This is a genomic window from Klebsiella sp. 10982 (assembly GCF_048589245.1).
Lineage (GTDB): Bacteria > Pseudomonadota > Gammaproteobacteria > Enterobacterales > Enterobacteriaceae > Klebsiella > Klebsiella quasivariicola.
The window spans coordinates 86,841-100,028 of sequence record NZ_JBMAXV010000004.1; the positions used below are offsets into that span (position 1 = coordinate 86,841).

The window sequence follows — 13,188 nt, forward strand, 5'->3', positions numbered from 1 at the left end:
GCTACTTCGGACATACGGCGGGCTCCTTCATCCTGACGGGCTCTTTTATCGGATAGTTCGCATTTCTCGGTGACCAGCAGCTGGTGGTCACCTTCACGTCATCGCAGGCTAAAAAGTGCACCGTAATGCCGCACACATCCTGGCCGTTATAGTCGGGCAGCGGGACAGTTTTGCTGTGCTGGCGGTTGTTTTGTTTTAAATTATCTCTCCACTCTCTGTATTTTTCGTAATCAGCAAATCCAGGAAAGCCTTCAGTCGATGCCTCACCACTTTCCCAGTCAACGCGCACCGTCATACCCGGCGTCCAGCGGGCGGGCACGCTGAAGCAGCAGCCGCCTCCGCCTCCCTGAAACGGACCTATAATGTCGATGCCCGACTGGCCATTGATACTGAAGTGGTTAATTGCCCATTTTGTGTGGTTGATGGCGTCAATGGTGCCACCGCCGCCTCCGGCCTGTGCGGCTGGCTGTGCACAGCCGGTTAACAGCAGCAGACCCGCCAGCAGCGGGCTGATTAATGCAGATTTCATCGGACTCTCCCTGTCGGTTTGAGGGTAATGAAGAGAGGGGTGTACTCAGCCAGACCAGGCTTTTCATTCTGAAGGTCTCTCACTGGTTTTTACGTCCGCAAACCACTTCTTCATTACCCAGTCTTCACGAGCGTCATCCAGAAGAAGACCCTGGCGTGTCGCCTCCACCATGCCCTGGTAACAGGCCGAAAACAGTGACTGTCTTGAGTCAAACATGCCCGCAGGCGGAGCACAGTGCGACAACATGACGATGACATCGCTGATACACATCAGATGCTCAAGCTGGCGATCGCTGAGTTCTATTTTGGGCGCATTTTCATCGCGTTCCGGCGGGAGACCACTGCCTTTGATGCCTTTCGCCTGGCCGTCAAAATCCTGCCACGCCCAGAACAGGGCCGGACGCATCAATGGCTCTTGCTGCTCTTCACTGAGAATGTGTGTAAACAACAGCGGAAATACCCGGGTATCGTAAAAGCGTAAAATTCCGCTGCGCCCTTCCTGCAGAATATCCATACACTGCGTGAGCCAGTTCGCCAGCGCCGAAAAGGGCCAGTATGTGCAGAACAGGAGCAGCGGCGCCTGGATGGCAAGTTGCTGGCTGATATCCTGTAACCAGCGCATTTGCTCATGATCATCAAGCGTAAAGCGCGCCACCAGCGGAGCATCATCGACAATAAATGCTTCCGGAAGTCCATGAAAAAGCGACTGCCACTCAACTGACAGCGAATTCAGCGCCGGAATAACGGAAAAATCCACCCCCGCCTGATCGATAATGACATGCAGATAATCCGTTTCGAAAGCCCGACAGGTTCCGGCGACCTCTTCAATCCATTGTCTGGTCATCTATGCCTCCCGCGGCACGAAGCCCTGCGCCAGCGCCTGGGCTTTTTTAAGGCACTCTTTACACACCGATGCCGGTAGCTCAGGCAAGGGAAACGCCTCGCTGGCCGGCCCCTGCAAATCATGCTGCCCCTTAAGGCTAATCACCCCCGGTCCGTGGATCTGTACCTCTCCCTGCGGGGTAAGACGGATATATGCACCGCCGCACCCCAGGGTGATGCCATTTTTAGCCGTCAACTGCAGATGCCCCTGGGTTGACTGGATGGTGATATCTTTTAGCGCGGTCAGCGACAGAATATCGCCGTGCGACTCTACTTCCAGCGGGCCTTTGGCAGAGACCAGCCTCATCCCCTCCTGTTGCGCCAGCAGTGAAATAGCCTGGCTGGCATTCAGTGAACAGCGCTGTGCCGTGGTGATGTTGACCTCCCCCAGGCTCTGCAGATACAGCCCGTTACCGCTGTGCAGGAGGGTTGTTTCCGGTGTGACTGCGGCAATCCCCTGCGGGGCCGACATCAGCAATGTCGGCTGTTTAAGATCGCTGGTGCTTGTGGTCAGTGCGCTTAATGGGCCGGTGTCTGGGATAACATTGTGATGGGTTTGCGTAATACTTCCCCATTCCGTGACCTGATTCACCGCACCTTTTAGCAAACTGACCGCTGGCTCCATCGCCAGCACCTGCCCCTTAGCCTGCTCCTGTCCGTCCGCGCTGATAAATATCCCTTTCTGTGCCCGGATGGCGCCCCGGCTGTCGGTTCTCAGCTCAAAGCCTTCGCCGCGCGGCTGCCTGTCGCTGTCCACCAGGTGCCCCAGATTCAGCTGGCTCTTGCCGCCATACTCCGTCGACACCTTGATATGCTCTTTCCCGCGCTCATCGTCGAGGCGGATTTTGTTGTTGGCCGGGGTGCGCAGGACGTTACGTTTGTCATTGCGGATGGTGACGTGGTCGCCGTGCGCCGAGTCGTGCAGCACGCCCGCGATATACGGCCTGTCGGGGTTACCGTCCTCAAAGCCAATCGCCACCTCCGTCCCCGCCAGCAGCGGCAGGTGCAGGCCGTAAGTGTCTCCGGCATACGGCCGCGACTGACGGACCCACAGGCTCTCGAACCCGGTTTCCCAGCGCGCCCGGTCAAACAGCATATTCACCCGGTAGCGCCCGTGTTTATCGATATGCCCGTAGGTGTCGTTTTCCCGGGTGCTGGTCACGCGGGCCGGCAGCGTCCCGGCCATCACCGGACGCGCGCCGGGCTCAGGCCGGTAGCCGACGTCCGGGCTGTCCGGTATGCCGGCAAACTCCACCGCAAAGTCCGCATCGCGCCGGGCGTGACTGTGCATCGCCGTGACGAGCACGCCATCAGCAAACTCCCCGGCCACCTCCTCTCCGCCGGTGACCTTCAGCACCTGCCCCGGGCAGAGCGTCGGGCAGCTGGTGGTGGCCTGCATCCGGGTCTGGCCGTTCAGATAACGCTCATGGCGAAGGCGGGCGTAAAACGCCCCGGACTCCGGCGCCGGATGCCGGTCATGGGCATTCCCCGCCGTCAGGTAGTTATCTCCCCAGTGGTAAGCCTCACCGAAGGTGGTGGTCTCCCCGCGGGTGACATCCACCTGCGCGCTCATGTCCGCCGTCGCCTCGCGGTAGTTGTAGTCGCGGGTACTGACCTGCTGCTCCACGACACGGTGGCGGCATGCCATCTCCCACACCGCGTCCACCCCGGCCGACTGCTGCCCGGACGGCGGGACCGAAGGCAGCGTCAGCCCCTTCTCATAGCCCTGCTGACTGTCGCAGAACTCAACGACGTCGATGTGCAGCCGCGTGTCGGCGGTAAAGCGAAACCAGATCCCCACCTCACCCAGCAGCCGGGTGATAAAGTGCAGGTCATCCTCGCCGTACTGCATCACCTGCTCGCGGCGCGGATACGTTTTTGTCAGCGAGAACAGAAAATCCTGACCGCGCAGGCCGTGGCGCTCGCGGAGGATTTTTTCCACAATCTGCGGAACGGACTGGTCCTGGTAAATGGCGTTCTGGTGCGAGCGGTTAAGCAGCGCCAGGCGTGGCTGAAGCGTCAGCGCGTAGTGCGTTTCATCCCTGGAGGTACTGAGCCGTTCAAACCCCGTCACCACGCCCTGGATCACCCGCACGGGTTGCTGAACATTGATGCCGAAGCCCTGAGCCACCGGCGCCTGCAGCGTCAGGGAGGCTGCCTTCATCAGCATCATCTCTTTGCTGATGGCATGGTCTGCGCTGGTGAATTCAATACGGTAGCGGAACGGCTGGCTCAGGGCTTCATCGCCCTCGAAGGCCAGCACATCAAGCCCGGCTTCACATCCCTTCACCGAAAGCAGGTGGTGGTTATGGCTGAACAACAACGATTTCACGCTACTCATCGGATATTGTCCCCTCGTCAAACGCCATCATGACGCCTTCCTCTTCGTGATACCCCAGCGTCACCTGGCGCGGTTTCTGCCCCGCCGCCATATGGCTCAATAGCTGCTGACTCAGTGCCGGCAGGATCTGCTGATTGAGCAGACTGTCGACGTTACGGGCGCCAGTATCCGGCAGCAGGCAGGCCTCGGTCAGGGCGTCGAACAGGCTCTCGCTGAGGGTGGTGGTGATTCCGTAATGGCAAGCCAGACGCTGACTTACCTGCCCGAGCTTCATGCCGACAATGGCGCGCAGCGCTCCCGCCGGCAGCGGACGGTAAATCACCGTCTGGAAGCGGGCCAGCAGCGCCGGCTGGAAGTGGCCGCGCAGCACCGGGCGCAGCAGCTCGTGCAGGTCTGATTCGCTGGCCTGCGGCTGTTCATCCAGCAGCTGCATCAGGAGGTCGCTACCGAGGTTGGCGGTCATCAGGATCACGGTGTTGCGAAAGTCGATTTCACGCCCCTCGCCGTCGCGCATTACCCCCCGGTCGAAGACCTGGTAGAACAGGTTCATCACATCGCGATGGGCCTTTTCCACCTCATCGAGCAGCACCACGCTGTAGGGGCGTTTGCGCACCGCCTCGGTCAGGATCCCGCCCTGGCCGTAGCCGACGTAGCCGGGCGGAGAACCCTTCAGCTGGCTGACGGTGTGCGGCTCCTGGTACTCGGAGAGATTGATGGTGATCAGCGCTTTCTCGCCGCCGAACAGCGCATCGGCGAGGGCGAGCGCCGTTTCCGTTTTGCCGGTGCCGCTCGGCCCGACCAGCAGGAACACCCCTTGCGGACCGTTCTCCGGCGTCAGGCCGGTTTTCGCGGCGCGCAGGCGCCGGGCAATAGCGCTCAGGGCCGCCTCCTGGCCAACCACCCGTTTGCCGAGACTCTCTTCCAGACTCAGCAGCTCCGTCTGCTCATCTTTCATTAGCGAGGAGAGCGGCACGCCGGTCCAGTCGGCAATCACCGTCGCCACGGTGCGGACGTCGACGTCCAGCCCGAGCAGCGGATTGCCCTGCTGGACGGCGATAAGCGCGGTTTGTAGATCGCTAATTTCCGCCTGGCGGGAGATATCGCGGCGGCAGGCGAGCAGCGCTTCCGTCAGCTGCAGCTCCTGACCATACTGAGTTTCAAGGGTATCCAGCGCCAGAATAAGGCGGATCTCCTCCTGCTCAATGGCCGCCAGCCGATCGCCGCGGGCGCTGTTGCCCAGCGCAATATCTTCCAGCAGCGCCTGCTTCTCCATTGCCAGCGCGGTGAGCTGCGCCTTCATGCGGGTCAGCGGCTCAGGCACGGTATCCAAACTCATACGCAGGCGGGCGGAAGCGGTGTCGAGTAAATCCACTGCCTTGTCCGGCAGCTGGCGACCGGTGAGATAGCGTCGTGACAGCGTCACGGCGGCGCGCACCGCATCATCCGTGATATGCACGCCGTGGTGGTCGGCATAGCGGGACTTCAGGCCGCGCAGCATCAGGCAGGCGGTGTCGTCGTCCGGCTCATCCACCTTGACCATCTGAAAGCGGCGCTCCAGCGCGGCGTCGCGCTCGAAGTACTGCTTGTATTCACTCCAGGTAGTGGCGGCGATAGTCCGCAGTTCGCCCCGGGCCAGCGCCGGCTTCAGCAGGTTGGCGGCATCCGCGCCGCCCGCCTGATTACCCGCACCGATGATCGTGTGCGCCTCGTCGATAAACAGCAGCACCGGCGAAGGCGACTGCTGTACCGCCTCAATGATATTTTTCAGCCGCTGCTCGAACTCGCCTTTGACCCCGGCGCCGGCCTGCAGCAGACCGAGGTCGAGGGTGCGCACCGACACTGGCTTCAGCGCGTCGGGGACGTTGCCTTCGGCTATGCGCAGCGCCAGGCCTTCCACCAGGGCGGTCTTGCCCACGCCCGGCTCACCGACGAGGATCGGGTTGTTTTTACGTCGACGGGAGAGAATATCCACCATCTGGCGGATTTCCGTGTCGCGTCCGAACACCGGGTCAATCTGGCCGTCTCTGGCTTTGGCGGTGACGTCGAGAGTGAATTTGTCCAGCGCGTTCTGCAGCGCCGGATTGAGCCCATCCGCATTCAGTTCGCTGCCCGCAGGACGCCCCACAAATTCCACGTCCCCGCCATGGGGCTGCGCCAGCGCCGCTTCCTGCTGCGCTGGCGGACGTTCGTCGGACTGGGCATCAAGCAAGGGGCGCAGGCGTTCCAGCTGACGCTGGCCCAGCGTTAACAGCGGCCACAGCCCATCGCACTGGATCAGATTCTGTTTTTCAACCAGCGCCATCAGCAGGTGAACACTGCGGATCTGCGCTTCGCCGCTGAGCGAGGCAATCAGCCAGGCCTCCTGCATCAGCCTCAGGGTATGGTCAGAGAGCTGGGGACGATGACGTACCGAGCGCGGCTGTTTATCCAGCCAGTTCAGCAGATCCTGCCACAGCGCATCCATATCCCATTCATAGCGCCGCGCCAGCACCGTCAGATCGCCTTCCCCCTGTTCCAGCAGCTTAAGCAGCCAGTGCTCGGGCAGGATCTCGGCATGCGCCCGGGTCTGGCACAGGGAGGCCGCCCCCTCCATTGCGCGGGCACAGCAGGGATTAAGACGGCGTAACAGGCTGGCTGGATTTTCCATGAGATCCTCTCTTATTGGTTCCGGACACGCTACCGCCCGTCGCTGTTCCTGAACAGGAACCCCAAGCGCACAAGGTCAGGCAGACAGATTGTGTTTTTCTTTGCTGAGACCCCGTATCTCAGGCGCTCAGCAAAAAACGGCGGGCAGAGAAACGCTGCCCGCATCAGGCGATCGCCCGCAATAATCCCCGGCCGCAGAGATAACGATGCGGCCGGGATGAGCGAACGTCGCCTGCGCGCCAGCGGCGCGAAATATGACGGGCAATTACGCGGTGGCGCGTTCGTTCCAGCTATCGGAGTGAATGATGTTGCCGTCTTTATAGGTCCAGGTGATCTTCTCGTAGCGCAGCTCAATCTGTTCCAGATGGTTGTGCTTCTCGTAGGCGGGGTTTTTGATGTCGTGCATCAGGGGATTCACTTTCACCACCTTGACGTTCTCAAGTTTGGTATTGAAATACTCCACTTCCTGGCCGGCATCGTTGATTCGGTACCACTTGAACTCAGCGGATTTCAGGGTCTGGCCGGTGGTCACTGCCTTGTACAGGTAGGGGCTGGAGGAGTCGATCTCCTTGGTGAACAGGAACGGCGTATGAATACGCGTGCCGGTCAGTTTGCCGGTGTTGTTATCGGTCGGGATGTACAGGTTATGCTCCTGGGCCACCACTTCGATACTGCCTTCACGATCCTGAACGTCGACAGACCCTTTAATGTCCGCGCCGCCGTCGTCTTTCAGCCAAAGATAAACAGGAATTGCCATGGAATTACTCTCCATTGTGTAGTGAAGCGCCATCATCCTGGGATGACGCAGAGGGTTGGTCCGGTAACCGGCAGGCGTCTACCTGCGGCACCAGACTGATTTCGACACGGCGGTTCAGCGCACGGCCTTCCGGCGTATCGTTTGTTGCAATTGGTCGGCTTTCGCCATAGCCCTGAACGGCAAAGCAGCTGTCCGGCACGTCGCCGGTATCGCGCATCCAGTCGCGGACCGATTCCGCACGTTTCAGCGACAATAGCTGGTTGGCTTTTTCCTCACCCACGCTGTCGGTATGGCCCGCCACCACGATCAGCCACCCGGGCCTGGCCTTAATGTCCATCAGCGAGCTGACCAGCCGCTTTGTCGAACCAGGCTTCAGTACCCATTTCCCGGTATCGAATAGCGACATGCTGTCAAGGCGGATGACGTTCGGCGCGACGCGCTGCACCGGCCTGGGCGGCGGCGGAGGCGGCACGTAACCGCGAATCGCCTCCAGCAACGGCAGGCGAATCTGCTCCCCGTGATACAAGCCCAGACTCAGGCGCAGCGGGACGCCGTTACGCGCCCAGCTATCAAGCAGCGCGGCATCTTCACGCAGCACCCTGACAGCGCTGGCTTTTGGTTCATAATCATCCATCGCAATCCGCTCATAACGGGCAATATCGACGCCCACGCGCTGCAGCAGTTGTCGATTGTTCCAGCCACTGCTGAGCAGCGCGGCGATAGCTGCGAGGGTGAAAATAGCGAGCGCCGCGCGCCAGGTCCTGCCCCGTGGCGTGAGCCCCCGTCCCGCCGGTAATTGCGGCAGGATAAAATCCGGCAAAGCTGAAGCGTCCCCGGTGTCGCTCTCATCTGGCTGCCAACCCGCTACCCGCGACAGGCCGCTATGTCGGGATAACCACGCCGTCCAGGCCGACGACGCCAGACTTCCGGGCAGCGAGGGTCCGAGGCCCCACAGCACAGCCGCCGGGGTCAGGGGCGGCAGGTCGGTATTCTCTTCCGTAAACACGCCAGTGACGTGCTGTTCAAACCAGCCCATCAGGCTGTTCATCAGCACCTGCTGCTCCAGCGCGACCGCCCCGCCGGCGCTTACCCAGGCCGGTATGGAACAGGGGGCGCAGGAGGGCTGCCAGACTTTCACCGCTTCACCCGGCAGCGCCGCCTGCCAGAGCAGGATGGGGCTCATCGCGCTGCCCACCAGCCCCTGCAGCGCCAGCGGTACGGCATACCCCGTCTGCTGACGCAGCTGGCTGAGTTGCCAGCGCAGGGCCAGCAGACGGCTGGTAAGCCGCTCGCTTTGCGCGTGCTGCTGCGGGCAGACGCAGAGCAGCACCGACAGCTGAGGCCCCCATTCCGGCCGCTGGCTCAATACCTGGCGCGCGATCTGCTGCAGATCCTCCGTCTTTTCCACGCGGATCCAGCAGCCCTGTTTGACGACCCGCACCGGTGACGCTTGCGGCCAGACACACGGCAGATCGCCGCAGACGAGGACCACCGGCTGGCGATAAGCGCCCTCCGGGAGAGGGGCCAGGGTTGATGCGACGTTACGTCGGGTACGACGACTGGCGATGCGCCAGAACCCGATGATCAGGGCCAGCGTGACCAGCAGAATGAGCCACGCCCCCCAGCGGGGAACCGGCAAAAATAGCAGGCACACCAGCGCACTCAGCAGACTGGCCCACAGCGCCAGCCCGCGGTGTTGCGCCGGGCTCATTTCACCTCCCCCGGTAACCGGGTTAACAGCAGGTGATCGAGCCAGTGGTTAAGCCCCCACCACAGGGCGAGTATCACCACCACGCTCAGGCCAATACGTACCGGCCATGAAGCCAGCCAGCCGCTTATCCCCAGACCGGCTAGACTTTCTACCAGTACGGGAGCGGTTGACGGGCACTGAAAAGGTGGGACATGCTCACTGAGCGCGTTGATCAGCTTCAGGCGCTCGGGATCGTTGAGGGAGCGGAAGCTGCCAAGAAACCCCAGCAGCATCACCCGCTGAAAACAGGTCACCACGGCCAGGTTGGGCGCCGGTTCACGCAGGACTTCCCGCATCCGCTCACAAAGGGTGTCGCCGGCATCCATGGTGCCGAGGAAGTGTCCCTGCAGCGGAATGTCATACCACTGCAGGCAGGCATCATCCTCCACGCCGCGCCCCTTTACTGCTTCATCGAGCAGCGCGCACTGGGCGGTAAGAATATGCTCACAGCTGCGCTCATCAAGCCCGCTCGCTTTCAGCTCATGTTGCACGCGTTCGACATCAGCAATACAGCGCTGCCATAGCGTGTACCCTTCCTCATCGCGGAACTGCGGGCCGTGGCGCAGGCTGATAACCTGCAGCCAGGTGTCCTGCAGAAGGGCATCAATATCAATCGAGGCAGCAGAGCTGCGTTCAGGCTCACTCATGTTCTCAATACCGCAAAGAGTTCAAGTTCAGGCTCGCCGAGCATGCCCGGGACGTAAAACATACAGGTGCCGCTCTGCAGCATTTCCGTCGCCAGAGGGTGGGTGACATCGAGGCTGAAATACTGATTTTCCAGACGCAGCGGAATGGCGGCCGGCACATGACGCAGCGGCGTCAGCGGCACGCCCACCCGGGAGGAGTTGACGATGGCTTTGACATGGTCCGGGCTGCCCACTTTGCACTGGCGCGGAAACTGCTCCTGCAGCCGGGCAACCGGTACCGACGAACGCACTGACAAATAGTAATCAGCCCCTTCCCGCAGCCGGGCATCGTGCAGACGCGCCTGCCAGAAGTGCAGCCGTTTATCATGTTCCAGCGCAATCGCCACCACCCGCGACGGCAGGCTCGCCTCCAGCAGGTCGCTCAGTAAATCAAACAGCGGCGGAAAGACCGCGTTCAGCTGGTCATGCTGATAGACCGGGACGGCATTCGCCTGGTGGGTCAGCGAAAAGGTCAGCAGGCTACCGGCCAGGCGCGCCAGCTCCGGATAAAGGCGCTCCGGCGGGCTCTGCCGGTAACGCAGAAAGTATCCCAGCACCGGCTCAGCGCTGTTCAGCGCATTCAGCAGCCAGAACAGTGAAACATCGGCCACGGCAAAATCAGCCATCCGTTCATTGCTCTCGCGACGCATGGCCATCAGGCGCGCCAGGCGAGCCCGGAGCTGGGTGAGCAACTGTTCAAGCTGCGTCGTCAGCCAGCGGCTTCCCTGGATTTGCAACAGCGGCGGGATAAAGGTCTCGTCGATAAACCAGGTGCCCTGCGAATCCTGCCGCAGGCGAACAAGCGGACAGGTCAGGTAATCGCTGTTGTCCTGATGAGAAAAGCGCAGGGACAGCTCCGGCTGCATTACAGCGATCTGCCGGGTATCATCGCCGAACTGGTTGCGGACATCGTGCCAGCGCTGCCGGAAACGTACCGGCCTTTCGGCCACCTCCTCAGGCTTCAGGCAGTTGCCGCCATTCGCCTGCATCAGCGGCAGGGCCAGCACGATCACCGCCTCGCCGGACGCGCCGTCCAGCGACAGCGCGGACGGCAGCGCATCGGCATTGTCCGTATCAATCATCGCGCCATCCTGGAACCGGACCTGCAGCCTGTGAGCCTGCAGACGGCCCAGTTTCAGCATCTCTGGGTCGAAGGTCGCCTCCATCACTCCCCAGGGATGATTCAGCCCCATCCGGGCAATCACTTCCGCAGTCCAGGCTGCATACGCAGCCTGCTGTTGAAAATGCTGGGGCGACACCATAACGCCCCGGCCCCATAACGGACGTTCCGTCTTGATCATCGTCCGGACCTACGCCTTCGCCTTCGGCATCTGGCTGACCAGCGACAGACTGACGTCCATTCCCTCGACCTGAAAGTGCGGCACCGCGTACAGCTTCACGCGGAAGAAACCCGGGTTGTCCTCGATATCTTCCACCACCACGCTGGCATCGCGCAGTGGATGTGAGGCCTGCAGCTCGTCGCCCGGGTCGGTCATTTCGGTCACCAGGCTGCGCACCCAGGTGTTCAGCTCCAGCTCCAGCAGACGCCGGTCCTTGGTGGTGCCGATATTCTCGCGCTGGATCATCTTCAGGTAGTGCGCGATGCGCGACAGCAGGAAAATATAAGGCAGACGCGCGTTGATACGGCTGTTGGCGGTGGCGTCGGCAGTATCATACAGCGCCGGTTTCTGCGCGGAGTTGGCCGAGAAGAAGCAGGCATAATCGCGATTTTTGTAGTACGACAGCGGAATAAAGCCCAGGCTGGCGAACTCAAACTCGCGCGTTTCCGGGATCATCACTTCAGAAGGGATCTTCACCTGGTTGCCGGTACCCAGATCGTACAGGTGGATGGGCAGATCTTTCACCGCGCCGCCGGCCTGCGGACCGCGGATCTGCACGCACCAGCCGTTATTGACAAAGCTCTTCACCATATTGGAAGCGAAGGAGAACGCTGCGCTGGTCCACAGATACTTTTCGTGGTCCGGACCTTTCACCTGCTCGACATAGTTGAAGCTGCGCACCGGCACGGTGTCCGGACCGTACGGCAGACGACCCAGCACGCGCGGCATCACCAGACCGATGTAGCGGGCATCGTCGGTTTCACGAAATGATTTCCAGCGGATATATTCCGCGCGATCGAAGTAGTTGCCTATATCCTTAATAGCAGCCACCTCTTCCATGGTCTCTTTCAGGAAGAAGGCCGGGCCGACGGCGCCGATAAACGGCATATGGGCGGCCGCAGAGACGCGGGAGATATTGCGCAGGAGCGCCACATCCTGCGGGCTGGCGTCGAACTCATAGGCCGAGATCACCGAGCCGATCGGCTCGCCGCCGGGAGTGTCATACTCCGCGGTATAGGTGTGCCAGTAGAGGCCGCTCTGGATAAGCTCCGGCGCGTCCTCAAAGTCCTGGCGCAGATCGTCTTTGGCGACGTCCAGGATCTCCGTTTTGACGTTCTGGCGATAGTCGGTGTTGTCCACCAGCTGTTTGAGGCCGCGCCACAGGGATTCGACCTGCTGAAACTCCTGGTGGTGCATCACCGCGTCCAGCTGGCGGCTTATCTGGAAATCCAGTTCGGCGATATGGTGATCAATCAGCGTTTTGTCGAGCTTGTCCACCCGCTGGCCGGACTGTCGGATGCGCTCCATAAACACCTGCATCGCCGCGGTGAGACGTTCTGCCGCCGGCGCCTCGGAGAGCGCGGCATCGTCCAGAAAGTCGTTGATATCCCCGAGGCGAGACGCCGGGGCGAGATTAATTTTTTCAAACAGCGAGGCGTAAACGCCCTCGCCCGCCCTATTTTCCTGCAGCGTGGTTTGCCCCTGAACAGGAGCATTTTCTGTGGTAACAGACATTAGCATTTTCCCGGTTAATCCATTAACAGACTTGCCTCGAAATTATTTCGGGGCAAGTGCACTCATTTCGTCACGTAATTCCTGGGACAGCGCCGGATCTTTCAGGATTGCCTCAAGCTCTTTTCTGAAAGTGGCGTTATCGAGAAGATTGGATTTGAGATCGCGTAATAAATTTCGCATTGCCAGCATGGCGCGGAGTTGCGGAATTTGTCGGGCAACCTGCTCCGGTTCAAAATCTTTGATATCGGTAAAACGCAGCCTGACATTCTCCTCTTCGCCGTTGCCGGTCAGCGTATTTGGCACCGAGAGGTTTACTTCCGGGCTAAATTCCGAAAGTACGCTGTTGAAGTTATTTTTATTGACGCTGATTTTTTCTCTTTCCGATAATGGCCGGTTTTCCCTGCCATGACTAAAATCACCGACGGTAAGCAGCTTGAGCGGTAGTTCAACCTTTTTTTGCGCGCCGCCGGTATGGAGAGATAATTTGAGATTAATGCGAGCCTTGGGGACTTCATTCTGGAACGTATCAGCCATAGCAGTTCCTTTCCTTAGGGAATAATGAGTAAAGAGTTGACAGTGTAAAACGCGGCAATCATAAAACAAAAATAGATTATCGATCAACTTAACAAGAAAATTTATTAAATATATTCATAAGATGAAGATATTTTCTCTTAACAACAAGAATTACACATGTTCATTAATGGATGATAAAAAATCAATGATAAGAATAATAGATTTTGATA

10 protein-coding genes are annotated in these 13,188 nt (G+C 60.1%); all 10 read right to left on the minus strand.

Annotation, left to right across the window (positions count from 1 at the left end; all coding sequences use genetic code 11):
* Position 1: 1 nt before the first annotated feature.
* The 10 genes from tli1 to tssB all read right to left on the minus strand — a co-directional run bounded on the left by tli1 (position 2) and on the right by tssB (position 12,979).
* On the minus strand, positions 2–529 hold the full coding sequence (tli1, locus tag ACKLKD_RS04820; protein WP_420061964.1) for a T6SS immunity phospholipase A1-binding lipoprotein Tli1-KP: 528 nt from the start codon (positions 527–529) through the stop codon (positions 2–4).
* Positions 530–592: 63 nt separating this feature from the next.
* A complete protein-coding gene (locus tag ACKLKD_RS04825) occupies positions 593–1,372 on the minus strand; it encodes a DUF4123 domain-containing protein (protein ID WP_012541978.1) in 780 nt (259 codons plus the stop codon).
* Positions 1,373–3,742, minus strand: coding sequence for a type VI secretion system Vgr family protein (locus ACKLKD_RS04830; RefSeq protein WP_165931873.1), 2,370 nt, complete (start codon positions 3,740–3,742; stop codon positions 1,373–1,375).
* A 1-nt stretch (position 3,743) separates the two neighbouring features.
* On the minus strand, positions 3,744–6,398 hold the full coding sequence (gene tssH, locus ACKLKD_RS04835) for a type VI secretion system ATPase TssH (protein ID WP_080897182.1): 2,655 nt from the start codon (positions 6,396–6,398) through the stop codon (positions 3,744–3,746).
* Between the two features lie 264 nt (positions 6,399–6,662).
* Positions 6,663–7,154: a type VI secretion system effector Hcp gene (gene hcp, locus ACKLKD_RS04840; RefSeq protein WP_002902160.1), complete on the minus strand. Its 492-nt coding sequence runs from the start codon at positions 7,152–7,154 to the stop codon at positions 6,663–6,665.
* Between the two features lie 4 nt (positions 7,155–7,158).
* Positions 7,159–8,865, minus strand: coding sequence for an OmpA family protein (locus ACKLKD_RS04845; RefSeq protein ID WP_087805969.1), 1,707 nt, complete (start codon positions 8,863–8,865; stop codon positions 7,159–7,161).
* On the minus strand, positions 8,862–9,551 hold the full coding sequence (gene tssL, locus ACKLKD_RS04850) for a type VI secretion system protein TssL, short form (RefSeq protein WP_087805971.1): 690 nt from the start codon (positions 9,549–9,551) through the stop codon (positions 8,862–8,864). Before tssL ends, ACKLKD_RS04845 begins: the two co-directional genes overlap by 4 nt.
* Positions 9,548–10,891, minus strand: coding sequence for a type VI secretion system baseplate subunit TssK (gene tssK / locus ACKLKD_RS04855; protein ID WP_025713196.1), 1,344 nt, complete (start codon positions 10,889–10,891; stop codon positions 9,548–9,550). The genes tssL and tssK overlap by 4 nt, the downstream gene beginning before the upstream one ends.
* A 9-nt stretch (positions 10,892–10,900) precedes the next feature.
* Positions 10,901–12,445, minus strand: a complete 1,545-nt coding sequence (gene tssC / locus ACKLKD_RS04860; protein WP_080897184.1) for a type VI secretion system contractile sheath large subunit — start codon at positions 12,443–12,445, stop codon at positions 10,901–10,903.
* A gap of 42 nt (positions 12,446–12,487) precedes the next feature.
* Positions 12,488–12,979, minus strand: coding sequence for a type VI secretion system contractile sheath small subunit (gene tssB / locus ACKLKD_RS04865; RefSeq protein ID WP_025714937.1), 492 nt, complete (start codon positions 12,977–12,979; stop codon positions 12,488–12,490).
* Between the last annotated feature and the right edge of the window lie 209 nt (positions 12,980–13,188).